We start from the raw sequence: 24,782 nt of genomic DNA, 5'->3' as shown, positions 1-24,782 counted from the left end.
GCATTGATCAGATCAGTCGTGCGCGGCACGGGCGCCGCGCTGCCCCGCCGCATTATGAAGAATGCCGATTTCGAAGGCATGGTCGAGACGTCGGACGAGTGGATCGTCCAGCGCACCGGCATTCGCCAGCGCCACATTGCGGCCGACGACGAGACGACGGCCTCGCTGGGCGAGGCGGCAGCGCGCGCAGCCCTCGACAGCGCCGGCCTGACGGCTGACGACATCGACCTGATCGTGCTGGCGACCTCGACGCCCAACAACACCTTTCCCGCGACCGCGGTCGAGATCCAGAACCGGCTCGGCATGCACCACGGTTTTGCCTTCGACCTGCAGGCGGTCTGCTCCGGCTTCGTCTATGCAGTGACGACCGCCGACCTCTATATCCGCGGCGGCTTGGCCAGACGGGTACTGGTGATCGGCTCGGAAACATTTTCGCGTATTCTCGACTGGAACGACCGCTCGACCTGCGTTTTGTTCGGCGACGGCGCCGGCGCGATGGTGCTGGAAGCAGGCACGGGGGCAGGCGGCATCGCCGACCGAGGCGTTCTGGCGGCCAGCCTGCGCTCCGACGGCATCCACAAGGACAAGCTTTTTGTCGACGGTGGGCCGTCGACCACCGGAACGGTCGGGCACCTCAGGATGGAAGGCCGCGAAGTGTTCAAGCATGCGGTCGGCATGATCACCGACGTCATCGAGGCGACGTTCGCACAGGCCGGCATCGGCGCCGCCGATCTCGACTGGTTCGTGCCGCATCAAGCCAATAAACGAATTATTGACGCTTCGGCCAAAAAGCTCGGGATAGAGGAGCGGAAGGTGGTGGTGACCGTCGATTTGCACGGTAATACCTCGGCGGCTTCCGTGCCGCTGGCACTGTCCGCAGCCGTCGCCGACGGTCGCATCAAAAAGGGTGACCTGGTACTGCTCGAGGCGATGGGCGGCGGCTTCACCTGGGGTGCCGTCCTGCTCCGCTGGTAAGTGCCGAACTATCGGGTTCGGGTCCCTTGACCTTGACGGATCAATTACTTAGGTTCTGCCGTTGCTTGTATCGATTTATGTTTTTGAGCTGATGGGACGGTTCGTATGGGGGGAAAGACACTTACGCGCGCCGACCTCGCCGAAGCCGTTTACCGCAAGGTTGGGCTGTCGCGTACTGAATCGGCCGAGCTTGTCGAGGCGGTGCTGAATGAGATCTGCGAGGCGATCGTTCGCGGCGAGACGGTGAAGCTGTCGTCCTTCGCGACCTTCCACGTGCGCTCCAAAAACGAGCGCATCGGGCGCAATCCCAAGACCGGTGAGGAAGTGCCGATCCTGCCGCGCCGGGTGATGACCTTCAAGTCGTCGAACGTGCTGAAGAATCGTATCCTGCGCTCCCATCAAAACAGCAAAGCCAAGGGCAGCAAGTAGCCGCCCAATCCCCCTTTGCCAAGAATCATGCTCCAGGCTTCGGTTGAAAAGCGAACCCTGCTTTTGCGCCGGGCTTGAATATTGTTTCATAAACCGCTGAAATAAGATGCGATTCGGTACGCCGGATCGGTATTTGGGTGTGATCCGTTCCGGCGGGACGGAAAGCTGCTCTCCTTGTTAAGCGTGATGTCGCCCGAACCCGGTTCCCGCCTTTCGCGATCATGCTCTAGCGTGAGGATTCGCCCATGGACAAGAGCCCTGATGCTTTCCGCACCATCAGCGAGGTCGCGGAGGATCTGGATTTGCCGCAGCACGTGCTGCGCTTCTGGGAGACGCGTTTCAACCAGATCAAGCCGATGAAGCGCGGCGGCGGCCGCCGCTACTACCGTCCGCAGGACGTAGAACTGATCAAGGGTATTCGTCATATGCTCTACGACCAGGGCTATACGATCAAGGGCGTGCAGAAGCTGTTGCGCGAGAACGGCAACCAGTTTCTGATCGCCGTCGGCAGTGGCGACATGGCGGCGGTCGAGGCGATCTCGCAGCGCCGACAGGCCGACACGGTACCGCTGACGCAAGCGGCGCAGCCGCGCGGCCCGGACGACGAAATGCTGGTTGGCCAGCCGAGGGTGAAACCCAGCCGTCGTTTTTTCGGTATAGGCAAGACCGACGAGGAAGGTCCGGTTCCGCCGGACACGTCAAAACTTTCCCGTGACAATCGCGCATTGCTGCAGGAGGCGCTGTTCGACCTCCTGGAATGCAAGCGCCTGCTCGATCAGGTTCGCTAGAGCCCGCCGGGCTGACCGGAACGGTCTTCAGGGTCATGCGTTAGGCTTCCTTCTACAGATGAAGGAAGCACGTCATGGCATCGCTTTCGAGCATCTCCGACACCGATCTGGACAAACAGGTCGCGGCCCTGACCAGGGAACTGGCCACCTTGAAGAAAGCCGTGTTAAAGCGGGGCGGCGCCTTTTACGAAGACGGGCGCGATACCGCGTCGGATTATTATTCGGATATCACTGAGCGCCTCGGCGACGCCTTGCCGGCAATCAGAAGGCAAGGCCGGGCGATCGAGAAGACCGCCCGAGATCACCCGGCGACGGCGGCCGCTGTCGGGCTGGTTCTGGTCGGGCTCGTCGCCAGTCTGTTCCTCGGCGGCCGGCAGCAACAAGCACCGCGAGCGCGTTCAAGATCGGCACGTTGAGATAAGCAAATGGCGGTGGTCAGCGGACCGCCGCCATTTTTCGCCGACACGGAAAGCCCGGCAAGCGCGCCGCCCTTGATCAAGCACCAGAACGCCTGATTGCGGGTTGTTCGCCCGAGGGTGTTTTCAGTACTTCTTCGCGACAACCTTCTTGTGATGGTGGCGGTAGTGGTGGACGCGGTGATGGTAGTGATGGCGGTGATGCTTCTTGACGGTGGTGTGCATCGTCGTTGCATTCGCGCTGCTTGCGCCGATGATCGGCATCGAGAGGGCAAGTGCGATTGCAAGTCCAAGGGCGGAGAGAAGAGGCTTCTTCATGACATCGTTTCCTTTTTGCGCAGGCGGAATTTGAGCGTCACCGATTCAGGTCGGTGAGTCGAGCGCTGCGGTTGGGACTATCGCTTTGGAGTTTTTCGGCCGTTTTTCCGGCCTGTAGAATTTTGTTTCCGAACTGTGTCTGCTGACGATCCGGCCAGATGTCGGCGCGCGGGCATCCGCCATTCATTCCGGCGTCGGTTCACGATGCCGTGACGCTATCTTTGATGCTTGGCAAATCACCGGCGAGCGGGCATTCTCCCGATCGTCTCAGGCAACAACATGATTTGATCTAACTCTTTCATCCCACGGAGTTGCCAATGCCCCAAATAGCAAAACGCGAACCTTACTCCGAACTGGCGGCGAGCGCGGTTGCGCCTGAACGCAGTGCCGTCCGAACCGCCCGGGAAGCCCGTGGATACAGCATCGAAGAGCTGTCCCTGGCGTGCGGGCTGGCAGCCTATGAGATTGCCGACGTTGAAAGCGGCAAGGATGCCGATCCCTCGAAACGTCGGCGTATTGCCTCCGCGCTTCAACTTCCGGAAAGCGCTCTGTTCGACGAAGCCGTGTTGCCTGCGAAAAGGCGATCCGTGTCGTAGCGACGTGTCATGCTTTTTATTCCACGAGCTCGCCATGGGTCGCCCTGGCGGGCTTCGTTTTTTCGGCCACGTAGTGGACTTGCCGGCCGCCACGGCGACGCCAGACGGAAATTGCCGGAGATGAGCCTCGAATCCGTTCGCGCCTTTTTCGCCGCACACGCGCCCGACATTGACGTCATCGTCACGGAGGCAAGCTCGGCGACGGTGGCTCTGGCCGCCGAAGCGCATGGCGTAGCGCCGGCGCAGATTGCCAAGACGATCTGCTTGCGCGCCGGCGACCAGACGATGCTGATCGTGGCCAGCGGGATCTCCAGGCTGGACAATCGCAAATTCAAGGACCAGTTTGGTGGCAAGGCGCGAATGCTGGACGCCGACCAGGTGCTCGCCGCGACCGATCATCCCGTCGGCGGGGTGTGCCCGTTCGGCCTACCGGCGCCGCTCCCGGTCTACTGCGACATCTCGCTGCGCGCCTTTGACGAGGTCGTCCCGGCGGCAGGCGCGACGAATGCCGCCGTACGGCTCAGCCCGCAACGCCTGGCCGAACTCGTCGACGCCGAGTGGGTGGATGTATGCCAGTAGCCATTTATCCGGGTCGTGGGATCCGCTGAGCGTTACCGCTACTCGGTCTTCTGTGGCTCTTCTTTCTTGATCGTCTGAGCGTCCGTGACAGTCGACATATCGGCGTTCTCGACGCTTGCTGTCTTCGTCTGCGTGTCGACCGATGCCTGGACCTTGGAATGCGCGGGGCAATCCGCAGAGGCAGCTGATATGGACATGGTCAGTGCCGCGGCTATTGCGAGGAATGTCTTCATGATCATTCTCCTCTTTCGTTCGATGGGTAAAGTTAGCCCGTCTGGCACCGACCGCAAAATCACATTTGTTCACACGCGCTCCTGCGCACACGGAAGCCGACGCTGGGCCAGTAATTCAAATGGCTGCGCGGATAGCCGCTTGCCGTATCAAGGCCCACTGGCTCCGGCCGGAGGATTTTTGGCGTTAAAGATCTCGCCGCTCAGAGCCAGTCTCAAATCTTCGGCGCTGAGCTGACCACTTTCAAATAAATCCATCACTCTGCGGCCGAGCACTTCTCTGCCTGGATCTCCATCAGCGAGGCCTAGCTCACGGCATCGGGCATCAAGTGCCTTGGTCAACATGGTCAGCTCGGCAGGACAGGCAACTCCTTGAAGCGACATTGCATCTCTCCCGAAAAGGGCGAAAGTGCGTGGCATCTTCGTAGCGTCCGCTCGCCCTTACAACTGCGGACGACGGCAATTCAACTAGAGCCAACCTTTTTCGAACTCAACATTCAAACGTACCAAAACGCCGCGCGCTCCAATGGGAGGATCCTGCTACAATACGGTATGGCCGTCCGAATAGCGGTTGTCCTCGCGCTTCTTTTCGCCTTCGCCTACGGTTTCGCAAAACTCGCGGAACATTATCGCAGCGTTGGCGACAGGCCCTCTCCGTGTGAAGAATTGCCCTATCCTGATTGTCCTGACCAAAAAGCTCCTCCCCGGGAAGAAACTGAGCCTTGAGCGCGCGCCTGTTCAGGCCAGGCCAGCCGTCGGGATTGAATTAGTTCTTTCCAACCGACGGTTGGTGGACGCATTGCAGCTGATGCGCCTAGGGTTCACTTCGATCCGCGCGTATCGGGCATGCCCAACCCCCGAGTCACCCCTGCCTGATGCAAGGCGCCTGATCGAGTCCCGCCGTTCTGGCATGTGCGGCGGGACCTTTTCTCACGATAAAGGTTGGGCGTAGCAGCAAAGCTTACCTAGCCATTACCGCGCGGTTTCTCGGTGGGCTTCTGGCTAGACGCCAGCCTCCGTGCCTCGCGCACGAGTGATGCGTGATCGGTTCCCTCGATGAGATCACGCCTGCGTATGTTGCGCTGGCTGCAGTGCGGCTATCGTCTGTACAGCCAGTTTTGGGGGAAAACCGGCTAAGCCTTTGGATTTTAATGGTCGGAGTGGCCGGATTCGAACCGACGACCCCTTGACCCCCAGTCAAGTGCGCTACCGGGCTGCGCTACACTCCGGACCGGTCGCGATGTATCGTGATAGACCGGGTCCGGTCAACCGAATTCGGTTGCTGTCCTGCCTGAAGCAACCGCGACGGGGATTGCCGGTCGCTGCGTCGCCCGCAGCTGCCACTGGTGGCGGTATTCGAGCGCGATGGCACCCCAGATCAAGCCGAGCAGCAGGTAGACATGGCGCCAGTGGTCGATGTCGATGAAGGTGCCGAGCCCGATATTGCCGATGAAGGCGACGTAGGCGCATAGAAGATAAGGCTGCCACGGCCGGTCGCGCAGCAGAATGCGGAAGCCGGCGGCGATCGTCCAGCACGTCAGCGTCAGGAACGACACGAAGCCGAGCCAGCCGTAATCCATCAGCATCTTCAGCCAGATGTCGTGCGTGTCCTCGCCGAAGATCTTGCCGAAGACGAGCGGGCCGATGCCGAAAGGATGCTCCAGTGCCATCTGAAAGCCGATCGTATAGCGGGCGAAGCGGCCGAGCCGGGCGGTGTCGTAGCTTTGTTCGAGCTGTGCGCGGTTCGAGAACATCTCGGCGACGCCTGGCAGTTGCAGGATGACGATCATTGCGATGACCAGCAGTCCGACGGCGGCGATGGTCATGACGACGACGCGCAGCCTGAACTTGCCGCTGGCGCTCTGCAGGAACAAGGCACCGGTCAGCAGGATCGCCGAAACGGCGAACATGCCCCAGGCGCCGCGCGAAAAGGAAAAGAAGATGCCGGCGGTGATTATCAGCAACGGCACCGCCAATCGCGGCATGCGTGCGACCGAGCCGGTAAGCAGCAGGTAGAGCAGGTAGATGCCGGGCAGCACCAGGAACGGACCGAACACGTTCGGGTCCTGGAAGGCGCCGGCGGCACGGTCGTATTTGGTGAAGATCTCCGCTCCTGGAAAGGCATGGAAATAGCCGGCTATGCCGACCAGCGAAGTCAGCACTGCCGACACCACATAGGCGACGAAGATCACCCGGTAGAGACTGGGCCGGACGGCCGTTACCGAAGCGAAAAAAACCGCGGTTAGGGCCAGGAACAGCGAGACGGCGAGATAGAGCGGCGTGCCGGCGAGGTCCGACATCTGCGTCATCGAGATCATACCGCCGATGTTCATGATAACCAGCAGCACCAGAAGTGGCACCGCCGCGCGCTGTATACGCATGCCGAACAAGGGCCACACCACGATCAGCCCGATCATGTAGAGATCGTACGGCGCGGGCTCGGCAATGACGAAACCGGACAGGAAAACGCCGAGGAAAACCGCCCCCGACGCAATCAGTGCAATCAGCTTGGCGTTGACCGCCGCCGCCGGCAATTCATAGGCCGTCGCGCTCAATATGCGTTTTCCGTGTTGAGCAGTCGGATCGGCGTCAGGAACAGGATTTTGAGGTCGAACAAGAGCGACCAGTTCTCGATATAATAGAGGTCGTATTCCGTCCGCATGCGAATCTTCTCGTTGGTGTCCATCTCGCCGCGCCAGCCATTGATCTGCGCCCAGCCGGTCACACCGGGTTTGACCTTGTGGCGAGCGAAATAGCCGTCGACCACTTCATTGTAGAGGAGGTTGTGCGACTGCGCGGCAATGGCGTGCGGGCGCGGCCCGACCAGCGACAGCGAACCGAACAGCGAATTGAAGAACTGCGGCAGTTCGTCGACCGAGGTCTTGCGGATGAAGCGGCCGACGCGGGTGACGCGCGGATCGTTCTTGGTCACGGTCTGTTTGGCCGTCGGGTCCGCCTTGTCGGTATACATCGAACGGAACTTGTAGACGTCGATGATCTCGTTGTTGAAGCCGTGCCGCTTCTGATGGAACAGCACCGGCCCCTTGCTGTCGAGTTTGATCGCGATTGCGGTCGCCAGCATCACCGGCGAGAACACGATGATGCCGATGATCGAAAAGACGATGTCGAAGGCGCGTTTCGCGACCGAATCCCAGTCGTTGATAGGCTTGTCGAAGATATCGAGCATCGGCACCGAGCCGATGTAGGAATAGGCGCGCGGCCTGAACTGCAGCGCATTCGAATGCGCCGACAGCCGGATGTCGACCGGCAGCACCCACAGCTTCTTCAATAATTGCAGCACGCGCGATTCGGCGGTCAGCGGCAGCGAAACGATCAGCATGTCGATGCGCGCGATGCGGGCAAATTCGATGAGCTCGGAAATCGTGCCGAGCTTGGGATAGCCGGCGACAACCGGCGGTGAACGCTTGTCACCACGGTCGTCGAAGATGCCGCAGATGCGGATGTCGTTGTAGGGCTGCCTTTCGACCGAGCGGATCAATACCTCCGCGGCCTTGCCGCCGCCCACGATGACGGCGCGGCGCTCCATCCGCCCGTCGCGCGCCCAGCGCCGGATCAGCTTCGAGATCACCAGGCGGAGACCCAGGATCAACACGAAACCGACGACGAACCACGTGCCGAAGAGCAGGCGCGAATAGTCTTCCGACATTTTCATGGTGAAGGCGGTGAGCGCCATCAAGGCGAATGTTCCGGCCCAGACCAGCAGGAGACGGCCGAAATTGGCGATCGGCCGCATCAGCGCGACGATCTGGTAGCGGTCGGTGACGTCGAACAGAACGACCGCGAGGAACGAGGTGGCGGCGATCGTCAGTGAGTATTGCCAGGCAAGATAGTTGAAAAAGCCGACATAATAGAAATAGACGGCAAGACCTGAGACCAACAGCAGCGCGAATTCCACCATGCGCAGGACGCCGCTCACCATGATCGGCGACATCGTATCGCGCCGGTATTGCGAGGCGACCTGGCGGGCAACATCGTTCATGCCGCCGGCCGTATTGTTCTCGGCAGGGGCGTCGAATTTGCGCACCGCGTCTAGCGAAAAACGGCGCGCTGGGTCGATTTCGTTCATGGGGCGTCCGCAGGTTTCCCTCAGGTGAATAGCAAAAGAGAGCTAAGAAACCCTTGAAACAACAGATGGCTTTGGAGACGCTTTCACCAGGAGCAGCCCGGTGGAAACCCGTTGCTCTATTTTTTGAGCGCGGCGAAATAGGCCTTTTCGATTTCGGCGGCCATTACATCGGCGCCGAAGCGTGCCTTGAGGTCGGCGAGGCCGGGCATCAGGCCTTTGTAGGTGTCGAGATCGGCCAATGCGGCGCTTATCTTGTCGCCAAGTTCGCGCGGGTCGGGCCGGATCAGGACAGGTGAGCCGGTGTCGAAGATTTCCGGTATGCCGCCGACCGCCGTCGCGATGATCGGCTTGCCGGCGGCGAGCGCTTCCAGAACTATATAGGGCATGGCTTCCGCGCGCGAGGGAACGACGACCAGTTCGGCCAGCCTGAAGGCGAGCCTGGCCGGCATCGGCGCCAGGAAGCTGACCTCGAGGCCGAGCTGATTCACCTGGGCGCGATAGCGCGCCAGGTCGTCGCCGTCGCCGACCATCAGCGCTTTCAATGGGCGGCCGAGCCGTGTCGCGGCTAGCCCCAGCGCATCGATGAAGATGTCCGGGCCCTTGAGATCGCGCATCATGCCGATATAGAGGAGGTCAACCGCATTGTGCTCGGTCCGCACCGGCTCGAACTCGGCGGCGCGCAGGCCGTTGTGGACGAGAGCGTTCGGAATGGGCGGCTCGCCGACCTTCCTGCGATAGGTCCGCCGCTCATAATCGGAAACAAACAGCAGGCAATCGGTGAAGCGAGCCATGAAGCGCTCGAGCGCGAAGAACAGCTTCCCCATGGCGGTGGTCTCGTCATAGTGAAGCGAGCCGCCATGCGGCGAATAAAGGCGGGCTACGCGAGACCTGGATACCCGCAACAATGAGCCGAACAGACGGGCATAGGCGCCACCTTTGGCGCCATGCCCGTGCAGCACGTCCGGCCGCAATTCTTTTATGATCCTATAGGTGCGCCGGGCCGAGGCGAGATCGCCTGGCCCGACATGCCGCTGCATCGGGGTGCGGTGAATGCCGAGCGCCAGGCTGCCTTTCATCTGTTCGAACAGCCGTTCCTCGAAATCGCCGCCCGTCGTCGAATCGCAGACGATGCCGACGGCATGGCCGGCCTCGACCTGAGCCTCGGTCAGGTCGCGCACATGCCGGAAGATGCCTCCGACCGGTGAGCGAAAGCAGTGGACGATCCTGAGTGTGTCCGCCACTTTGTCAGCACATCAAAACAGGCGTTCGCGAACATAGACTGTATCGCCGGGCAGTAGCGGGTCGGAGGTCACCACGCGTCCGGTTATCACCTTGCCGTTGATGTCGCGGGTAATGTCGACGCTTTCCTGGTTGGCGCGTGGCGTGAACCCGCCGGCGATGGCGACGGCTTTCTGCACGGTCAGGCCTGGAACGTAGGAATACTGCCCCGCCGCACCCACTTCACCCATGACGAAGATCGGCCGGTAGCGATCGATTTCGACCGAAACATCGGGATCCCGCAAATAACCCTGGCGCAGTTTCTCGGCGATCTCGCTTTCAAGCTGTTGGGCGGTGTGGCCGCGCGCCGGCACGTTGCCGACGAGCGGCAGCGAGAGATAGCCGGACTGGTCGACGCTGTAGGTATTGGTCAGTCCTTCCTGCTCGAACACGGTTACGCGGACGCGGTCGCCGGCGCCGAGGCGATAGGGCTGGTCGAGAACTTCATGGAATGCGGCCGGCGTCGGCCGGTAGCTGGAGCAGCCCGAAAGCATCGATACGGCAAGCAGCGCGCGGAAAAGGGGAGCAGTGCTTTTCATGAGCGGACACGTACCTTTGAATAGCCGGCGACTCTGCGGCAAACCTTAACGATCGAGCTCGGTTATCATCCTGTTAGGGTTAATGGCCGGTAAAGGCGCGCGGCCGATGCGGGCCGGATCGACGAATGCAGATGGTTTTCAGCCTCTTGTTTGCGGCTTATTAATAGAGCCTGACAGGTTCTTACCGCGATATTAACGGCTGAGTTACCATAGTTGTTTACGGTGCATGCTGACTCAGTACCGGAGCAGGGATGCATGTCCGTTCAATCCGCGGCCGCAGATGTCGACGTCGATCTCAGGCAGCTTTTCGCCAGCCTGGCGCGAAACTGGCTGCGCATCCTTGTCGTCGCACTGGTTGTAACCGGCCTGGCCTTTGCGCTCGCCTGGCTTGCAACGCCCGAATACAAGGCGGCAGCCAAGCTGGAGATCGGGCCTCGAGAATCGGAGTTCACGCGGCCAGCCGGGGCCAACAGCAACGAGCGGTCGATTCCCGACGAAGAGGCTGTGGCCACCGAGGTCCAGATCATCTCGTCCCCCGACATCCTCAAGCAGGTGGCGGCGAAGCTCAACCTGGCGAAATTGCCCGAATTCGACGAGGCGCTGAAGATGTCGGCGCTGAGCCGCGCCCTTGTCCTTGTTGGCTTGAAAAGCGATCCGTTCGAGATTCCGCTGGAAGAGCGCGTGCTGGACGCAATGCATGAGAAGCTCAACGTCTATGGCGTTGAAAAAACCCGCGCGATCGCAATCGAGTTCTCGTCAGAGGATCCAAAGCTTGCCGCCGCGATCCCGAACGCCATTGCAAACGCCTATATCGCCTCCAAGGGCAATGCCAAGCTCGAATCGAATTCCGCCGCCACCGACTTTCTGGCGCCGGAAATCGCGGATCTGCAGAACCGGGTGAAGGAGGCGGAAGCCAAGGTTGCCGCATTCCGTGCGCAGTCCGATCTTTTGATGGGCGGCAACAATTCGGTGCTTGCCACCCAGCAGCTGTCCGAATTGTCGAGCGAACTGTCACGCGTGCGCGCCAATCGCGCTTCGGCGGAAGCGACCGCCGACAGCGTGCGCAGGGCGTTGCGCAATGGCGGCTCGCTGGATGCCGTTCCGGAGGTGTTGTCTTCCGAACTGATCCAGCGCCTACGCGAGCGGCAAGTCGAACTCAAGAACAACATCGCCGACCTTTCCACCACCTTGCTCGACAACCATCCGCGCATCCGCGCGCTGAAGTCGCAGCTCGCGGATCTCGACCGCCAGATCCGCAACGAAGCGGAAAAGATCATGAAAGGTCTGATGGCGCAGGCCGAGACGGCGAAGGCGCGAGAGGCTCAACTCGTGGCAGACGTCAACACGCTGAAGGCGGCGTCCGCCCGCGCCGGCGAAGAGCAGGTGGAACTCGATGCGCTGCAGCGTGATGCCGCGACCAAGCGTCAGCAGCTCGATCTCTATTCATCCAGCTATCTCCAGGCGGCCGCACGCAAGGATCGCAACTATCTGCCCGTCGACGCTCGCGTATTTTCGGACGCCCAGGTGCCGGCCGAACCTTATTTCCCCAAGATTGGTCCGATTGTCAGTGCGGCCTTTGTCGGCTCGTTGCTCATCATGGCGATCGTCACGCTGCTGCAGGAACTGTTTTCCGGCCGCGCCATGCGTCCGGCCGCCGGTGCCCATTTCGAGCGCATCGAGCAGGTTGCGATGCCGGCTGTCCAGGCCGAACGCGTGATGGCCGAGCCCGACCCGTCGGTTGGCCGGTCCGAACCGGCAGTCGTCGAGATCGATGAGGCCGACGACGACAATATCATTGAAAGCAAAGTGGAGCCGGAACCCGTCGCGGTGGCGGAAGCGGCTGCCGAGAAAATCGAACCGGAGTACTCTGAAATGGCCGCTGGAGACATTGAACCGGCACGTTCTATCCTCGGCGAGGTCGACATCGACAAGGCCGCGGAAAAACTGATCGCCACCGGTGCCGCCCGCGCCATATTCGTGTCGCCAGAAGGCGACGAGGCGGCTGCCTCGGCAGTGCTGGTGGCGCGCGCAGTCTCCGACGCCGGGCTTCGCGTGCTGCTGCTTGATCTCACCGCTTCGGGTGCCGCCTCGCGGCCGATGCTGGACAGCGGGCTGTTTCCGGGCATCACCGATCTGCTCGCCTCGCAAGCGCAGTTCAGCGATGTGATCCACCCCGATCTCTATTCGGACTGCCACGTTATTCCCGTCGGCACAGCCGATCCGGTCCGCGCCATGCGCGCCGCCGACCGGCTGCCGATCATCATGCAGTCGCTGACCACCGCCTATGATTTGGTCGTGGTCGAATGCGGACCGGCCGACGCGCAAGGCATCAGCCGCCTGGTGGGCGAGGGGACCGAGGTCTTGCTCTCCATGCTTGAGCCGGACGACGAGGTGACGCAGGCCGCGGTCGCGCTCATCGAGAGTGGCTATCCCGACCTGACGCTGGTCACGCCCATCGGCCATGTGGCGCCGGGCCCAATGCCGGGACGGCGCTCGGCCGCCTGAGGCAGTTTTCTCTCAAATCGAAATCAGCTGTCGTCTTCGCCTGCGGCCGGTGCTGTCCGCCCCACGGCTTTACGGCGCAGCAGCTTGGTCAGCTTCCAGACCATTGGGCTGTGCTTGATGAATGCCTTCAGGCTTGCGCCGTGCCTGAGCGCAAGCGCCAGCGCACGACCTTTCGGCGTCAGCGGAACCAGCACCTCGAAATGCTGCGTTTCGACATCGCACCACAATCGCTTGTAGGGTTCGTCGCCGACCGAGAAATCATAGATTTCGAAACCCGCCTCGCAGGCTTCCTGGATGTTCTCGAAGAACAGGAAGTCGCCCGGGCTGGTGTGTGCGAGGTCGTCCTCGGCAATCGCCCCGAATTCGCAGATCAGCCGCTTGCCCGAGCGGCTCGACCCGGTGACTGCACGAAGTTTGCCGGCGACTTCCAGCCCATGCAGGACGAAGGACGGATCTTCCTCTTGAAGCGCGTCGGCAAACAGCGAGCGGAAAAAAGCGCGCACCTCCGCCTCACCGAAAACATTGGCGATGCCCATCTTGCGGAAGCGGAATTCCTTCATCTCGAAAAAGGCATCGAGCAGCATGTGCACCTCGTCCGCAGTTCTCGCCTCGATGCGACGATAGCTGCCAACGGCCTCGAACTTGCGCGCCTGCGAGCGATGCTTCTTGCGCCTGCGCTTGCCGCTCACGCGGGTGAGCAGTGCGTCAAATCCTCCCACAAGACCGGCGGCCAGCGACAGATTGGGGCTCGAAAAATGCGGCAAGGCGGAGAGCGGGTTGGCAACGCCGTCGAGATCGGGCAGCAACCGCTCCAGCGCAACAAGATCGATGTCGCGCCGCGCCTTGGCAATCGCAGCCAGCATCGAGCGGATCGCCGCGCTATCGGCATTCGCCAGCCATTGCGGGTCGGCGGCGGCAAAATTGCCGTTTGCATGGCGGCCGCCCATGAACCGGGCGACGCGGAACGCTCCACTGCGAGTGACCTCCAGCGCCAGTGAGAAAACCGGCCTGTCCTCGGCGCGCAGCGTCGCAACGACAACGTCGGCGCCGGTATGTGCGGCCCAGTTCAGGATCCAGCCTGCGCTTTGCGCAGGGGCAAAAAGCGCCGAATGGCAGAATTCTGCGTACGCCGCCAACGCCGCACTATCGGCGACCGAGGTTGACAGGCCGGCTTTGCCGGCCGGCAAGGCACACGGCGACGCCTCGCTGCTTGCCAGCCGATTGCCGTCAAATGACGCGGTGGCGTCAACCATACCTCAATCCTTAGGGCGTATTCGTCGCGATTGGGGGTCCCGCGCAGGCGCATTCCATGCTTGATGAGCTTAGGCGCAAAAGGTGAATGAATGATCGACGGGGGCGAGGCAATCCGCAAACTGGCGCTCAATATCGCCCGCTATTCCGGTCTCGCGCCGCTGGCCAAGCCGTTTATCGGCGGCCTTGGCGCCATCCTGATGCTGCATCGGGTTACCGCGACGCCGGAAAAGCCGAACGGCGTCAACCGCCACTTGAACATCGCGCCCGGGTTCCTCGACACCGTGATCGCCGACATGAAGGCGAACGGCTACAGTTTCGTCACGCTTGACGAGGCGATCGAGCGCATCAAGGCTGGCGACAAGGACGGCCAGTTTGCGACAATCACCGCCGACGACGCCTATCGAGACAACATGACCGAGGCGCTGCCGGTGCTGGAGAAACACGGCGCGCCGATCACCATCTACGTCGCGCCGGGGCTGATCGACGGCGCTGCCGATTTGTGGTGGGACGTGGTCGAGGACATCGTCAATGCGCGCGATCGCCTGACGCTGACGACGCCGGATGGCCCGGTGACAATCGACTGCTCGAGTCCGGGAAAAAAGGTCCAGGCCAATGCGCGCCTGCACGCTCATCTGACGCTGAAGGTGCGCGAGCAGGACCAGCGTGCGGTGTTGCGGGATCTGGCGCGCTCGAACGGCATCGAGTTGGGTGGTCCGCGCCCGAGCACGCTGATGAACTGGGACGAGATCCGCACCATGGCCGGGCACCCGCTGGTGACGATCGGCGCACATAGCGTCAATCACTGCAATCTGAAGCGGCTTTCCGAGAGCGATGCGCGACATGAGATCGGCGATGTCAAGCGCATATTGCAGGCCAAACTCGGCGAGGAGCCGCGCCATTTCGCCTATCCCTACGGTTATGCCAGTGCCGTCGGCCGCCGCGAAGTAGGCCTAGTCCGCGATGCCGGCTACGCCTCGGCGGTGACGACCCGCCACGGCATACTCCGCGCCGAGCATGCCGGCTTCCTGCACGCCCTGCCGCGCATTTCGGTCAATGGCCGCTACCAGAGCGTCGCCCACATCCGAACAATGTTGTCGGGCGTGACGACGCCGCTGGCCAATGCCGGCAAGACGGTGGTGACGATCTAACTGTTGCCTCGCCCCTTCGGCCGCGGCTCCAGGATCAGCCATTTGATGATGCCCATCGCCGGCAGCACCCACAAAAGCCCGCTGAGCAGGAAGAAGATGAAGTGCGCCAGCGGCCCGGACTGCGACAATTGGGCGACCGCCACAATCGAGGCGACCAGCGCATAGACTATGACCAGCACTACCAGCAGGAAGCTTCCGATCAGCTTTTTCAGGCGAATGGGCATGGCGCGATCTCGTTGATCGCTATCGCTTAGGCCGAACAGCCAATACGCGCAACCCGCCAGAAACGGCGCGACGGCGTGCCGCGCTGTCCGGTCTTGCAAGCCGGGTTGCGATGGTTCACCAATCCGCGACTTCAACCGCCGGGACAAATCCATGGCTGCTGCCATATCCGATGCCGCGCCTTTCGCCGCCCGCGATCGCGACCTTCGCAACCGCGCGCTGGTACGCGGTTGGCTCTATGTCGTGCTCCTGGTGCTGTTTGCGCTGGTACTGGTCGGCGGCGCTACAAGGCTCACCAATTCCGGCCTGTCGATCACCGAATGGCAGCCGATACACGGCGTCATCCCGCCGCTCAATGATGCCGAGTGGCAGGAGGAGTTCCTGCGCTACCAGCAGACCCCGCAATATGCCGAACTCAACAACGGCATGAGCATCGAGGCGTTCAAGTCGATCTTCTGGTGGGAATGGGTGCACCGCATCCTGGCGCGTAGTGTCGGCGTGGTCTTCGCCCTGCCGCTGCTGCTCTTCTGGGCGACGCGCCGCATCGAGCGGGGCCTCGGCACGAAGTTGTCGGGCATCCTCCTTCTCGGCGCCCTGCAGGGCGCGATAGGCTGGTGGATGGTGGCGTCCGGGTTGGTTGACCGGGTTTCGGTCAGCCAATACCGGCTGGCGACGCATCTGACGCTGGCGGCGCTGATCTTCACGGCGACCATGGTGGTCGCGCGTGGGCTGGCGCCGCACTCGGAACCTGCTGCCGACCGCTCGACGCAACGTCTGGCCGGCTTCCTGGTGCTGCTGGCGCTGGTCCAGATCTATCTCGGCGGGCTGGTCGCAGGGCTAGACGCCGGCTTGAGCTACACCACCTGGCCGCTGATGGACGGCAAGCTGGTTCCCGGCGACCTGCTGCTGCTGGAGCCGGCATGGCGCAATTTCTTCGAAAACCCGAAGACGGTGCAATTCGTCCACCGGGTCGGCGCCTACACGATCTTCGCGGTCGCGCTCTGGCACATGATTGCGACACGCCAGCGCCTGCCGGGCACGACGCATGCCCGACGCGCGACGCTGCTGTTCCTGATTGTCGTGGTGCAGGCGTCGATCGGCATCGGCACGCTATTGATGCAGGTGCCTCTGCACATGGCCCTGACGCATCAGGCATTCGCGCTGTTTCTGCTGGGCTTCGCCGCCGCGCATTGGCGCGGTACCAAGGGCGCTTACCCGCTGCCCCACGAGATCGCTCTCAGAGGCTGAGCCGCACCCGCCGGATTGCCGCGGCAATCGCCAGTTCGCGGTTTTCGTCGACCGCATTGCGATCTTCATGGTGCCATGCAGCCGACAGGCAGCCATAGGCGATGGCGTGGTCCAGTATCGCGGGCGGCGACTGGCCGAGCGTTGCTGCAAAGACATGCGCCATATGCGCGATCCGCCGCGGATCGAGGCAAAGATCGTCTCGGTCGAGTGGGTTGTAGAACACATTGGCGGCATCGAAGCCGGGGTCGCCGAGAACGCCCTTTGGATCGATCGCCAGCCAGCCGCGCGGACCGTGCATGATGTTGTCGTGATGCAGGTCGCCATGCAGCGGCCGTACGTCGTGCGGATTGGACAACAGCCGTTCCGCGATTTCGGCAGCTTCGACATACAGGCTCTTTTCGCCGGCGGCGCGATCGGCCTTCGCCTTTTTGAACAGGCTGGAAAACCGGGTCCGCAACGGCTGAAGGTCCGGTGGAGCAGGGTGCTTCGACGGCGAGAACAGCTTGGCCATTACCTCCGCCGCGATCGCGGTGGCGGCATTGTCGCCCTGATCCGCAATCATCTGTGACAGCGAGGTTTCGCCGGCATACTCGAGCAGCATGCGGTGGCCATCGCGGCCCAGCAGCCGCACCGCGCCTTCGCCGCGTCGCCAGGCGAGGAAATGCTCGCCACGCAACTCGTCCTCGACATCGTCGAAAGGCTTTAGATCCTTGACGATTGCCGGCGAGCCGTCCTCGCGCGCGACCTTCCAGATGCGGCTGCTGAACGTTTCGGCGATGAGTTCGGGCGCGCCGACCTTCCAGCGCTTTGGAAATGCCGGCACATCCATTTAGAGGCCGAGCATCAGATCCATGTTCTGCACGGCGGCGCCCGAGGCGCCCTTGCCGAGATTGTCATAGACCGCAAGCAGCAGCGCCTGCGCTCGATCGTCATTGGCGAAGACGTAGAGCTTCATCCGGTTGGTGCCATTATAGATCTCCGGATCGATGTCAGGCATGCGTTCCTGATGCAGATACGGCGCCACCTCGACCACGCCGCCATCGATGGAAGCGAAATGATCGGCGATCGCCGCGTGAAGCTCGGCGCCGGTCGGCACATGGTCGAGGCCGCCGAGTTGCAGCGGCACCACCGTGATCATGCCTTGCGCGAAATTGCCGACCGCCGGCTGCATGATTGGATCGTGCGAAAGCTTAGCATAGGTCCTAAGCTCAGGCACGTGCTTGTGCTGCAGCGTCAGCCCGTAGGGCAGGAATTCCGGCGCATCCTCGCCCTTGCCGACATAATCCTCGATCATCGGCCGGCCGCCGCCGGAATAGCCGGAAATGCCGTTGACGGTGACCGGAAAATCGGCCGGCAGCAGCCCCGCCGCAACCAGCGGCCGCAGCGTCGCGATTGGTCCTTGCGGCCAGCAGCCCGGATTGGCGACGCGCTTCGCCGAAGCGATCTTCTTCGCCTGGTCCTTGTCCATTTCGGCGAAACCATATTCCCACCCATCGGCGACACGATGCGCCGTCGAGGCGTCGATCACTTTGGTGGTGTCATTGGCGATCAGCGAAACGCTTTCCTTGGCGGCCGCGTCCGGTAGGCAGAGAATCGCGACATCGGCGGCATTGAGGAACTCGGCGCGCGCTGCCGTTTCCTTGCGGCGCTCGGTCGGGATGGAGATGATTTCCAGGTCGCCACGCTCGGCAAGCAGCGCCCTTATCTGCAGACCGGTGGTGCCGTGCTCGCCGTCGATGAAGATTTTCGGTTTCATTGCTTGCCAAAATTCCTGTTATCTCAAAGCTATATGCCGCTTGCCTGGTTCAATCCGGCAACGCCATGATTGCCCTGGTTCATTTCTTCGAGTCGGGCCTTTCGTTCCGCCAACAGCCCGAGATAGTGCATGGCCACCATCGACCCGGCAATTGCCGTTATATCGGCGTGATCATAGGCTGGCGCAACCTCGACGACGTCGGCGCCGACGATATCGAGCTGATTGATCTGGCGCAGCACCGACAGGATCTTTGCCGAAGACGGGCCTCCCGCGACCGGCGTTCCGGTGCCGGGCGCAAAAGCCGGGTCCAGGCAATCGATGTCGAAAGTGACGTAGGTCTTCTTGCCGCCCGTACGGTCGACGATGGCATAGGCGATGTCCGACGCACGCATTTCCTCCACTTCATGGCCATACAGGATCTTGATGCCGAACGTGTCGGGCGCGTGGGTGCGGATGCCGATCTGGATCGACCGGTCGGGGTCGATGATGCCCTCCTTGACTGCACGGCCGACGAAGGAGCCGTGATCGATGCGCTTGCCGTCGTCGGGCCAGGTGTCCTGGTGTGCGTCGAACTGCACCAGAGCCAGCGGGCCATGGATGGCGGCATGCGCCTTGAGCAACGGCCAGGTGACGAAGTGATCGCCACCGAGTGACAGCAGAAAGGCGCCGGATTTCAGGATCTTCGCCGCTTCGCGTTCGATCGTGGCAGGCGTCTTCTGGTGATTGCCGCTGTCGAGCAGGCAGTCGCCATAATCGACCACGGCAAGCTGTTCGAACAGGTCGCGCGAAAACGGATATTGCGGATCGTTGTCGAGGATGGCCGAGGCGCGGCGGATTGCCTGCGGTCCGAAACGGGCGCCCGGCCGATTGGTGACCGCAGCGTCAAAGGGAATGCCCCACACCACCGCATCGGCGTCCTTCACGTCCTTCGAATATTTGCGCCGCATGAACGACAGGGCGCCGGCATAGGTCGGCTCGAACGACGCACCCGTCCTGGAGCGGGTGGTGAAGGCATGATCGATGGTCCTTGGCGGCATGAAGCGATCTCCTGTGCGTCGACGCGCAACCTTATTGGACATAATTCTCAGAATTGCGACCCCTGCGGAGGATCATGGCCATTCGATCCGGTCACAAATCCTTGCTCGCCAGGCGAACCCGGCATGGCTCGCCAGGAGATTGCCTGGCAAGCAACCGAAAGTAGCCGCCGAAGACTGCTTCGGCCGGCGCTGACCTGATTTTCCGGCATTTTGCAAGCCGGCTTCGTTCACCTGCCTGTCACGGGCATCGCTTAACCGGGGTGCGATCCCGGTACGGAGCGATTCTCGTGCGAATGACCTGTCTCATGCGAACGATTTGGCTGAGCCTTCTACTTTCCGCGGCGCTGGCGCTCTCCCTTGGCCAGGCATCGGCAGGCGAAACGCGCGCCAGGCAGATTCTCGACCGCTTCGAGCACGCCAACCAATGGCGCGACCATGTGATAGTGGCCGCGCACCGCGCCGGCGGCATGCAATCCGGCAAGACGCTCTATCCCGAAAATTCGATCGCCGCCGCCGAGGCGTCGATCGCAATGGGCGCCGAAATCGTCGAGGTCGATATAAGGCGCTCGAAGGACGGACAGTTCGTCGTCATGCATGACAGTTGGCTCGACCGCACGACGAATTGCAAGGGTGAGGTGGTCAACCGCACGATGGCCGAACTCAAGACGTGCCGTTTGGTGATCGAAGGCACCGGCGCCGTTACGGGCGAGACGGTCTCGACGTTGCGCGAGATGTTGATGACGACCAGGGACAGGATCCTCATCAATCTCGACAACAAGCTCGACACCGAAAGCCTCGTCGGCATGGTCGCGGTTGCGCGCGACCTCGGCATGGCCGAACAGGTGATCGTCAAGGAGAACCTGTGGAATGCGGAGCGGATTGCCAGTGTCAAGGCCGCCATGGACGCGATCGGCAGCGGCTTCCAGTTCATGCCGATTATCGCCGATGACGCGGTTCGCGACGCCATGTTTGCCGAGAAAGTGGGCCGGGCCTTCCCGATGCGCGCGGTCGAGATGATCAACTGGCGCATGGGATCAGAGACACTGACCGAGACCGGCGGCCCGCTGTTCAGCCCGCGCATGCGCGCGCTGGCGGTGAGGGGCGACTGGCACATCTGGGCCGACACCTATGCCATCGTCAACAAGCCGGGAGGCTTCCTCGCCGGCGGTCGCGGCGACGAGTTGGCGGTTGCGGCCAGCCTGCCGCGCGAGACTTATGGCTTCTGGGTCGAGCGCGGCGCCACCATCATCCAGACCGACGAACCGAAGGCCGCCATCAGTTGGCTGGCGGCGAACGGTTTTCGCGTGCCCTATGCCGGTGAGAAGCGCCCGGCCGAGCCGGCCAACACGGCCAGCATCAACTAGACCGGCGCGGCGAGAACTGGATCTCCCTCTTGTGGGGACGATGCCCGGCAGGGCAGAAGGGCGCTGTCCCGCCGACCCCAGGCCGGCAGCGCCAACTTTCGAAGGAACCCAGAAACAGAAAACCCGCCTCTGTGGGCGGGTCGTTGGAGCCAATTAGCACCATACGGAGATTAGTAGCATAGCTGCCGGCACAAAGCAAGAACAAAATGTGGCGTAGTGGCAGAAAAATGCGACGATCCTTCAGCGTCTCGGTTGTCCCGCCTGTGAGGTCGCGCGCCTTCGCTGTCCTGCCGGCAATCTCCCCCGCAAGGGAACCCACTTGGGGGAGATTGGCTCATCACTGCCTTCGGTAATCTACCCGCAGGCCGCCATTGCCACACCATCCAGCTCCTTGATGACATCGTCCGACAATTCGAGGTCGGCAGCGGCGAGGTTCTCCCGCAGATGCGCGACGGAAGACGTGCCGGGGATCAGAAGAATGTTGGGTCCGCGGCGAAGCAGCCAAGTGAGCGCGACCTGCATGGGCGTGGCGCCGAGGCGTGCGGCGACCTTGGACAAGGTCGACGACTGCAACGGGTTGAAGCCGCCAAGTGGGAAGAACGGCACATAGGCGGTGCCGTCGCGGGCCAGATCGTCGATCGAGGCATCGTCGCCCCGATGCGCCAGATTGTACTGGTTCTGCACGCAGACGATCCTGCACATCCTGCGGCCTTCGGCGATCTGTGCAGCGGTGACGTTGCTCAGCCCGATGTGGCGCATGAGGCCCCGTCGCTGGAGCTCGGCAAGCGTCGCAAGCGGCGCCTCGATCGACCCTTCGGCAGGGCCATGCGCGTCGAACATGACCCGAAGGTTGACCACCTCCAGCACGTCGAGTCCGAGATTGTGCAGATTGTCGTGCACCGCCTGTGTCAGCTCTTCTGCCGAGAAGGCCGGCAGCCATGAGCCATCCGTGCCGCGTCGGGCACCGATCTTGGTGACAATAACGAGGTCGTCGGGATAGGGTGCGAGCGCTTCGCGAATCAACAGGTTGGTCACGTGCGGGCCATAGAAGTCGCTGGTGTCGATGTGGTTGACGCCTTGTGCAACGGCTTCGCGCAGTACGGCCAATGCCGCGTCGTGGTCCTTTAGTGGGCCGAAGACGCCTGGCCCTGCGAGCTGCATGGCGCCGTAGCCGAGCCGTCTCACCTTGCGGTCGCCGAGGATGAATGTGCCGGACTGGTCGACGCTGGACATGGTCTTTCTCCTTCAGGAACGGTGCACAGATAGACCCTGTCCGATCTCATGATAATTGGGTACAATTCGCACGGGCTGTGCGGAATGACGAACAATGCAGATTGATCTCGGGGACCTGAACGCCTTCGTGGCCGTAGCGCGCGCCAGAGGTTTTCGGGATGCGGCACGCGCCAGCGGCGGCAGTGCGTCCGGCTTGAGCGAGGCGGTGCGGCGCCTGGAGACGCAGCTCGGTGTCAGGCTGCTCAACCGGACGACCCGCAGCGTTGTCCTGACGGAAGCCGGCGAAGGCCTGCTGGCGCGGCTCGGTCCTGCCTTGACCGAGGTGGAGTCGGCCCTCGACGTAGTGAACGGCTTTCGCGACAGGCCGGCAGGTACGTTGCGCCTCAATGTGCCGGTCAGCGCGGCGCGGCTGGTACTGCCCAGCATCGTTCCGCCTTTTCTCGCCGCCTATCCGGGCATCCGGTTGGAGGTGATCTCGGAGGAGAGCTTCGTCGATGTGCTGGCGGCGGGGTGCGACGCCGGCATTCGCTATGAGGAGCGGCTGGAGCAGGACATGATCGCTGTGCCGATCGGACCGCGCGTGCAGCGCTTCGCCACCGCCGCCAGCCCGGCCTACCTGGATCGTCATGGCCGGCCGCAACACCCGCGCGACCTGCTCGGCCACGCCTGCCTGCGCGGCCGCTTTGCCAGCCGTGCGATGCCGCCGTGGGAATTCGAGCGCGACGGCGAGGTGGTGCGGGTCGACCCGACGGGGCCGCTTGTCGTGACCCTGGGCGGGGCGACTGACCTCAAAGTCGATGCAGCCATCGCCGGCACCGGCATCATCAGCCTGTTCGAGGATTGGCTACGCCCTCACTTCGAGAGCGGGGCGCTCGAACCGCTGCTTGAACCCTGGTGGCAGAGCTTCTCCGGGCCGTTCCTTTACTATCCCGGCCGGCGCCTCGTGCCGGCGCCGTTGCGGGCGTTCATTGACTTCATCAAGGACAGCCGGACCTGAGCTTTGCGCCAGGCATGAACCGCGCCGCAGGCGCGGGTGGGGGGTGATGCCCCTGTATGAAAAGAAAAGGCCGCCCGGAGGCGGCCTTTCGAAAACGTGTAATTGCGCAGCGCTTAGCGCTTGGAGAACTGGAAGCTCCGGCGGGCCTTCGCCTTGCCGTACTTCTTGCGCTCGACGACGCGGCTGTCGCGGGTCAGGAAGCCGCCCTTCTTGAGCACGGCGCGCAGCGCCGGCTCGTAATAGGTCAGCGCCTTGGAGATGCCGTGGCGCACGGCACCGGCCTGGCCGGAGAGGCCGCCGCCGATGACGGTGGCGACGATGTCATACTGGCCGGCGCGGTTGGCGGCGATGATCGGCTGGTTGAGGATCATCTGCAGGACCGGGCGCGCGAAATATTCGGCGAACACCTTGTCGTTGACGACGATCTTGCCGGAGCCGGGCTTCACCCAGACACGGGCGATGGCGTTCTTGCGCTTGCCGGTGGCATAGGCGCGGCCCGACTTATCGAGTTTCTGGACGTGGACGGGTGCGGCCGGCTGGGTGTTGGTATTGCCGGTGGCAGCTCCGAGTTCTGCGAGCGAGGAAAGCTCAGCCATCTTACGAAACCTTCTTGTTCTTGGCGTTCAGCTTGGCCACGTCGAGGACGACGGGCTGCTGGGCGACATGCGGATGTTCCGTGCCTGCATAGACGCGGAGGTTCTTCATCTGGCGACGGCCGAGCGGGCCACGCGGGATCATGCGTTCGACGGCCTTCTCGACGACACGTTCGGGGAAACGACCCTCGAGCAGCTGGCGCGCGGTGCGCTCCTTGACGCCGCCGGGGTGGCCGGTGTGCCAGTAATAGACCTTGTCGGTGAACTTCTTGCCGGTGAACACCACCTTGTCGGCATTTATGACGATGACGTTGTCGCCGTCGTCGACGTGCGGGGTGAAGGTGGGCTTGTGTTTGCCGCGAAGATGATTGGCGATGACAGTGGCGAGACGGCCGACGACGAGACCCTCGGCGTCGATCAGCACCCACTTCTTCACCACATCCGCAGGCTTCTGCGAAAAGGTTGCCATGGATTGTTGCTTTCGGTTCGGACCTTCAAAAGAAGGCGTTTCTTGTTGCTTGGATTGGCGAAAGGCGCTCGCCCGCGGCCAATAACAAAACGGCGGCCTTTGCGGGCCGCTGTTCCGTGAGGGCTTATAGGAGAGGACGGCGACTGCGTCAAGGCGCGTGAAATGTCGGCGAGCTATCAAAATCCAGCAAAAACAACGCCTTGGATGAAAGGTATTATTTTACCACACCATCAACCCGCTTTGGCGGGATCGAATAGGTGCCCGTTGCGTGCGCTACCGTGTGTCCCTCCGGGCTGGCGACGATGTCGATATCGAACACCATCAGGCTCTTGCCGAGCTTGAGGATGCGGCAATGGCCGTCGATCGGCCCGGCCTCGGCCTTGCGGACGAAATTGATGTTGAGACTGGTGGTGACCGAAAGTGCATCCGGTCCGGCATGCGAGAGCACGCAGACATAGCCGCCTATGTCGGCCAGCGTGAACAGCGCTGAACCCGACACGGTGCCGCCGGGACGCAAATGGCGCTCGTCGGCGTTGAGCCGCACGACACAGCCGCCTGGAAACACCTCCAACGCCTCGTAGAAGGTGAACTGGTCGTTGAGCTGCGGGAAAATGGTCGCCATCAGCGCGTTGATTTCAGCAGCCGTCAGCACCGGCTTGAGATTGCTGTGGGCGGGCATTTCAGTCTCCCGGTTTGCGCCCTGCATGTATGAACGCGACGT

The 24,782-nt window shown here is 62.4% G+C and carries 27 protein-coding genes and 1 tRNA gene; 11 read left to right on the top strand and 17 right to left on the bottom strand.

Going from position 1 to position 24,782, the window contains the following annotated elements; genetic code table 11:
• Positions 1 to 3: 3 nt before the first annotated feature.
• The 4 genes from NKH16_RS03735 (at position 4) to NKH16_RS03720 (ending at position 2,608) form a co-directional block, all read left to right on the top strand.
• A complete protein-coding gene (locus NKH16_RS03735; RefSeq protein WP_023674509.1) occupies positions 4 to 975 on the top strand; it encodes a beta-ketoacyl-ACP synthase III in 972 nt (323 codons plus the stop codon).
• 105 nt (positions 976 to 1,080) lie between these two features.
• Positions 1,081 to 1,404, top strand: coding sequence for an integration host factor subunit alpha (locus tag NKH16_RS03730; protein ID WP_023717292.1), 324 nt, complete (start codon positions 1,081 to 1,083; stop codon positions 1,402 to 1,404).
• A gap of 245 nt (positions 1,405 to 1,649) precedes the next feature.
• The gene (locus tag NKH16_RS03725; protein ID WP_023674511.1) at positions 1,650 to 2,192 is read left to right on the top strand and encodes a MerR family transcriptional regulator; all 543 of its coding nucleotides are present in this window, start codon (positions 1,650 to 1,652) and stop codon (positions 2,190 to 2,192) included.
• A 74-nt stretch (positions 2,193 to 2,266) separates the two neighbouring features.
• On the top strand, positions 2,267 to 2,608 hold the full coding sequence (locus NKH16_RS03720; protein ID WP_023674512.1) for a hypothetical protein: 342 nt from the start codon (positions 2,267 to 2,269) through the stop codon (positions 2,606 to 2,608).
• 126 nt (positions 2,609 to 2,734) lie between these two features.
• Here NKH16_RS03720 and NKH16_RS03715 read toward each other — a convergent pair whose 3' ends face one another.
• A complete protein-coding gene (locus NKH16_RS03715) occupies positions 2,735 to 2,926 on the bottom strand; it encodes a hypothetical protein (protein ID WP_023674514.1) in 192 nt (63 codons plus the stop codon).
• A gap of 317 nt (positions 2,927 to 3,243) precedes the next feature.
• On the opposite strand from NKH16_RS03715, the gene NKH16_RS03710 reads away from it, so the two are divergent.
• Positions 3,244 to 3,522, top strand: coding sequence for a helix-turn-helix domain-containing protein (locus tag NKH16_RS03710; protein WP_352745907.1), 279 nt, complete (start codon positions 3,244 to 3,246; stop codon positions 3,520 to 3,522).
• A gap of 120 nt (positions 3,523 to 3,642) precedes the next feature.
• A complete protein-coding gene (locus tag NKH16_RS03705; RefSeq protein WP_352542413.1) occupies positions 3,643 to 4,101 on the top strand; it encodes a YbaK/EbsC family protein in 459 nt (152 codons plus the stop codon).
• Positions 4,102 to 4,139: 38 nt separating this feature from the next.
• Here NKH16_RS03705 and NKH16_RS03700 read toward each other — a convergent pair whose 3' ends face one another.
• The 7 genes from NKH16_RS03700 to NKH16_RS03670 all read right to left on the bottom strand — a co-directional run bounded on the left by NKH16_RS03700 (position 4,140) and on the right by NKH16_RS03670 (position 10,235).
• Positions 4,140 to 4,334 carry a hypothetical protein gene (locus NKH16_RS03700; RefSeq protein ID WP_352745904.1) on the bottom strand — a complete coding sequence of 65 codons (195 nt, stop codon included), beginning with the start codon at positions 4,332 to 4,334 and terminating at the stop codon, positions 4,140 to 4,142.
• 147 nt (positions 4,335 to 4,481) lie between these two features.
• Entirely contained in the window at positions 4,482 to 4,715 is a 234-nt protein-coding gene (locus tag NKH16_RS03695; protein WP_352471996.1) for a hypothetical protein, read from the bottom strand.
• A gap of 768 nt (positions 4,716 to 5,483) precedes the next feature.
• Positions 5,484 to 5,560 (bottom strand) — tRNA-Pro (locus NKH16_RS03690).
• A gap of 36 nt (positions 5,561 to 5,596) precedes the next feature.
• On the bottom strand, positions 5,597 to 6,886 hold the full coding sequence (locus NKH16_RS03685) for an O-antigen ligase family protein (RefSeq protein ID WP_352745902.1): 1,290 nt from the start codon (positions 6,884 to 6,886) through the stop codon (positions 5,597 to 5,599).
• Positions 6,883 to 8,418: an undecaprenyl-phosphate glucose phosphotransferase gene (locus tag NKH16_RS03680; RefSeq protein WP_352702579.1), complete on the bottom strand. Its 1,536-nt coding sequence runs from the start codon at positions 8,416 to 8,418 to the stop codon at positions 6,883 to 6,885. Before NKH16_RS03680 ends, NKH16_RS03685 begins: the two co-directional genes overlap by 4 nt.
• 116 nt (positions 8,419 to 8,534) lie before the next feature.
• Complete coding sequence (locus tag NKH16_RS03675) at positions 8,535 to 9,659, bottom strand: glycosyltransferase family 4 protein (RefSeq protein ID WP_352745899.1); 1,125 nt, start codon at positions 9,657 to 9,659, stop codon at positions 8,535 to 8,537.
• Between the two features lie 12 nt (positions 9,660 to 9,671).
• Positions 9,672 to 10,235, bottom strand: a complete 564-nt coding sequence (locus tag NKH16_RS03670) for a polysaccharide biosynthesis/export family protein (RefSeq protein WP_023674625.1) — start codon at positions 10,233 to 10,235, stop codon at positions 9,672 to 9,674.
• Positions 10,236 to 10,490: 255 nt separating this feature from the next.
• Between NKH16_RS03670 and NKH16_RS03665 the strand changes: the two genes are divergently transcribed.
• Positions 10,491 to 12,740 (top strand): GumC family protein, encoded by a 2,250-nt coding sequence (locus NKH16_RS03665; RefSeq protein ID WP_352745896.1) that lies wholly within the window; start codon positions 10,491 to 10,493, stop codon positions 12,738 to 12,740.
• Between the two features lie 23 nt (positions 12,741 to 12,763).
• Here NKH16_RS03665 and NKH16_RS03660 read toward each other — a convergent pair whose 3' ends face one another.
• Positions 12,764 to 13,993: a GNAT family N-acetyltransferase gene (locus NKH16_RS03660; RefSeq protein WP_352745894.1), complete on the bottom strand. Its 1,230-nt coding sequence runs from the start codon at positions 13,991 to 13,993 to the stop codon at positions 12,764 to 12,766.
• 90 nt (positions 13,994 to 14,083) lie between these two features.
• Between NKH16_RS03660 and NKH16_RS03655 the strand changes: the two genes are divergently transcribed.
• Complete coding sequence (locus tag NKH16_RS03655) at positions 14,084 to 15,142, top strand: polysaccharide deacetylase family protein (RefSeq protein WP_352449326.1); 1,059 nt, start codon at positions 14,084 to 14,086, stop codon at positions 15,140 to 15,142.
• Here NKH16_RS03655 and NKH16_RS03650 read toward each other — a convergent pair.
• On the bottom strand, positions 15,139 to 15,366 hold the full coding sequence (locus NKH16_RS03650) for a DUF2842 domain-containing protein (protein WP_023674629.1): 228 nt from the start codon (positions 15,364 to 15,366) through the stop codon (positions 15,139 to 15,141). The genes NKH16_RS03655 and NKH16_RS03650 overlap by 4 nt on opposite strands.
• A 151-nt stretch (positions 15,367 to 15,517) precedes the next feature.
• Between NKH16_RS03650 and NKH16_RS03645 the strand changes: the two genes are divergently transcribed.
• Positions 15,518 to 16,612 (top strand): COX15/CtaA family protein, encoded by a 1,095-nt coding sequence (locus NKH16_RS03645; protein WP_352898380.1) that lies wholly within the window; start codon positions 15,518 to 15,520, stop codon positions 16,610 to 16,612.
• On the opposite strand, the gene NKH16_RS03640 is transcribed toward NKH16_RS03645, so the two are convergent.
• Genes NKH16_RS03640 through speB form a run of 3 tightly spaced genes read right to left on the bottom strand, consistent with a single transcriptional unit; the run spans position 16,602 to position 19,405 of the window.
• Entirely contained in the window at positions 16,602 to 17,441 is an 840-nt protein-coding gene (locus tag NKH16_RS03640; protein WP_352449329.1) for an aminoglycoside phosphotransferase family protein, read from the bottom strand. The genes NKH16_RS03645 and NKH16_RS03640 overlap by 11 nt on opposite strands.
• A complete protein-coding gene (argC, locus tag NKH16_RS03635) occupies positions 17,442 to 18,368 on the bottom strand; it encodes an N-acetyl-gamma-glutamyl-phosphate reductase (protein ID WP_352449330.1) in 927 nt (308 codons plus the stop codon).
• Positions 18,369 to 18,397: 29 nt separating this feature from the next.
• Positions 18,398 to 19,405, bottom strand: a complete 1,008-nt coding sequence (speB, locus tag NKH16_RS03630) for an agmatinase (RefSeq protein WP_352449331.1) — start codon at positions 19,403 to 19,405, stop codon at positions 18,398 to 18,400.
• A 305-nt stretch (positions 19,406 to 19,710) separates the two neighbouring features.
• Between speB and NKH16_RS03625 the strand changes: the two genes are divergently transcribed.
• The gene (locus NKH16_RS03625) at positions 19,711 to 20,769 is read left to right on the top strand and encodes a glycerophosphodiester phosphodiesterase family protein (RefSeq protein WP_352745892.1); all 1,059 of its coding nucleotides are present in this window, start codon (positions 19,711 to 19,713) and stop codon (positions 20,767 to 20,769) included.
• A gap of 354 nt (positions 20,770 to 21,123) precedes the next feature.
• Here NKH16_RS03625 and NKH16_RS03620 read toward each other — a convergent pair whose 3' ends face one another.
• Positions 21,124 to 22,002, bottom strand: a complete 879-nt coding sequence (locus tag NKH16_RS03620) for an aldo/keto reductase family oxidoreductase (RefSeq protein WP_352745891.1) — start codon at positions 22,000 to 22,002, stop codon at positions 21,124 to 21,126.
• Between the two features lie 94 nt (positions 22,003 to 22,096).
• Here NKH16_RS03620 and NKH16_RS03615 point away from each other — a divergent pair, with 94 nt between their 5' ends.
• On the top strand, positions 22,097 to 22,999 hold the full coding sequence (locus NKH16_RS03615) for a LysR family transcriptional regulator (RefSeq protein ID WP_352681584.1): 903 nt from the start codon (positions 22,097 to 22,099) through the stop codon (positions 22,997 to 22,999).
• 113 nt (positions 23,000 to 23,112) lie between these two features.
• Here NKH16_RS03615 and rpsI read toward each other — a convergent pair whose 3' ends face one another.
• From rpsI to NKH16_RS03600, 3 genes are all read right to left on the bottom strand, one after another.
• Positions 23,113 to 23,595: a 30S ribosomal protein S9 gene (gene rpsI / locus NKH16_RS03610; RefSeq protein WP_023674644.1), complete on the bottom strand. Its 483-nt coding sequence runs from the start codon at positions 23,593 to 23,595 to the stop codon at positions 23,113 to 23,115.
• Between the two features lies 1 nt (position 23,596).
• Complete coding sequence (rplM, locus tag NKH16_RS03605) at positions 23,597 to 24,061, bottom strand: 50S ribosomal protein L13 (protein ID WP_023674645.1); 465 nt, start codon at positions 24,059 to 24,061, stop codon at positions 23,597 to 23,599.
• Between the two features lie 214 nt (positions 24,062 to 24,275).
• The gene (locus NKH16_RS03600; RefSeq protein ID WP_352745889.1) at positions 24,276 to 24,740 is read right to left on the bottom strand and encodes a PaaI family thioesterase; all 465 of its coding nucleotides are present in this window, start codon (positions 24,738 to 24,740) and stop codon (positions 24,276 to 24,278) included.
• Positions 24,741 to 24,782 lie beyond the last annotated feature (42 nt).

This window comes from Mesorhizobium sp. M1307, from assembly GCF_040318155.1.
Taxonomy (GTDB): domain Bacteria; phylum Pseudomonadota; class Alphaproteobacteria; order Rhizobiales; family Rhizobiaceae; genus Mesorhizobium.
Note: the sequence above shows the minus strand (reverse complement) of the source record. Positions and strands in the feature narration are given on the sequence as shown.

Coding starts and splice junctions, on each gene's coding strand:
- NKH16_RS03640 (WP_352449329.1), bottom strand. CDS start 17,441: ATGGATGTGCCGGCATTTCCAAAGCGCTGGAAGGTCGGCGCGCCCGAA.
- NKH16_RS03600 (WP_352745889.1), bottom strand. CDS start 24,740: ATGCCCGCCCACAGCAATCTCAAGCCGGTGCTGACGGCTGCTGAAATC.
- NKH16_RS03725 (WP_023674511.1), top strand. CDS start 1,650: ATGGACAAGAGCCCTGATGCTTTCCGCACCATCAGCGAGGTCGCGGAG.
- NKH16_RS03645 (WP_352898380.1), top strand. CDS start 15,518: ATGGCTGCTGCCATATCCGATGCCGCGCCTTTCGCCGCCCGCGATCGC.
- NKH16_RS03625 (WP_352745892.1), top strand. CDS start 19,711: ATGCGAACGATTTGGCTGAGCCTTCTACTTTCCGCGGCGCTGGCGCTC.
- NKH16_RS03680 (WP_352702579.1), bottom strand. CDS start 8,418: ATGAACGAAATCGACCCAGCGCGCCGTTTTTCGCTAGACGCGGTGCGC.
- NKH16_RS03700 (WP_352745904.1), bottom strand. CDS start 4,334: ATGAAGACATTCCTCGCAATAGCCGCGGCACTGACCATGTCCATATCA.
- NKH16_RS03670 (WP_023674625.1), bottom strand. CDS start 10,235: ATGAAAAGCACTGCTCCCCTTTTCCGCGCGCTGCTTGCCGTATCGATG.
- NKH16_RS03615 (WP_352681584.1), top strand. CDS start 22,097: ATGCAGATTGATCTCGGGGACCTGAACGCCTTCGTGGCCGTAGCGCGC.
- NKH16_RS03660 (WP_352745894.1), bottom strand. CDS start 13,993: ATGGTTGACGCCACCGCGTCATTTGACGGCAATCGGCTGGCAAGCAGC.
- rpsI (WP_023674644.1), bottom strand. CDS start 23,595: ATGGCTGAGCTTTCCTCGCTCGCAGAACTCGGAGCTGCCACCGGCAAT.
- NKH16_RS03655 (WP_352449326.1), top strand. CDS start 14,084: ATGATCGACGGGGGCGAGGCAATCCGCAAACTGGCGCTCAATATCGCC.
- argC (WP_352449330.1), bottom strand. CDS start 18,368: ATGAAACCGAAAATCTTCATCGACGGCGAGCACGGCACCACCGGTCTG.
- NKH16_RS03705 (WP_352542413.1), top strand. CDS start 3,643: ATGAGCCTCGAATCCGTTCGCGCCTTTTTCGCCGCACACGCGCCCGAC.
- NKH16_RS03620 (WP_352745891.1), bottom strand. CDS start 22,002: ATGTCCAGCGTCGACCAGTCCGGCACATTCATCCTCGGCGACCGCAAG.
- NKH16_RS03695 (WP_352471996.1), bottom strand. CDS start 4,715: ATGTCGCTTCAAGGAGTTGCCTGTCCTGCCGAGCTGACCATGTTGACC.
- NKH16_RS03710 (WP_352745907.1), top strand. CDS start 3,244: ATGCCCCAAATAGCAAAACGCGAACCTTACTCCGAACTGGCGGCGAGC.
- NKH16_RS03665 (WP_352745896.1), top strand. CDS start 10,491: ATGTCCGTTCAATCCGCGGCCGCAGATGTCGACGTCGATCTCAGGCAG.
- rplM (WP_023674645.1), bottom strand. CDS start 24,061: ATGGCAACCTTTTCGCAGAAGCCTGCGGATGTGGTGAAGAAGTGGGTG.
- NKH16_RS03650 (WP_023674629.1), bottom strand. CDS start 15,366: ATGCCCATTCGCCTGAAAAAGCTGATCGGAAGCTTCCTGCTGGTAGTG.
- NKH16_RS03720 (WP_023674512.1), top strand. CDS start 2,267: ATGGCATCGCTTTCGAGCATCTCCGACACCGATCTGGACAAACAGGTC.
- speB (WP_352449331.1), bottom strand. CDS start 19,405: ATGCCGCCAAGGACCATCGATCATGCCTTCACCACCCGCTCCAGGACG.
- NKH16_RS03730 (WP_023717292.1), top strand. CDS start 1,081: ATGGGGGGAAAGACACTTACGCGCGCCGACCTCGCCGAAGCCGTTTAC.
- NKH16_RS03715 (WP_023674514.1), bottom strand. CDS start 2,926: ATGAAGAAGCCTCTTCTCTCCGCCCTTGGACTTGCAATCGCACTTGCC.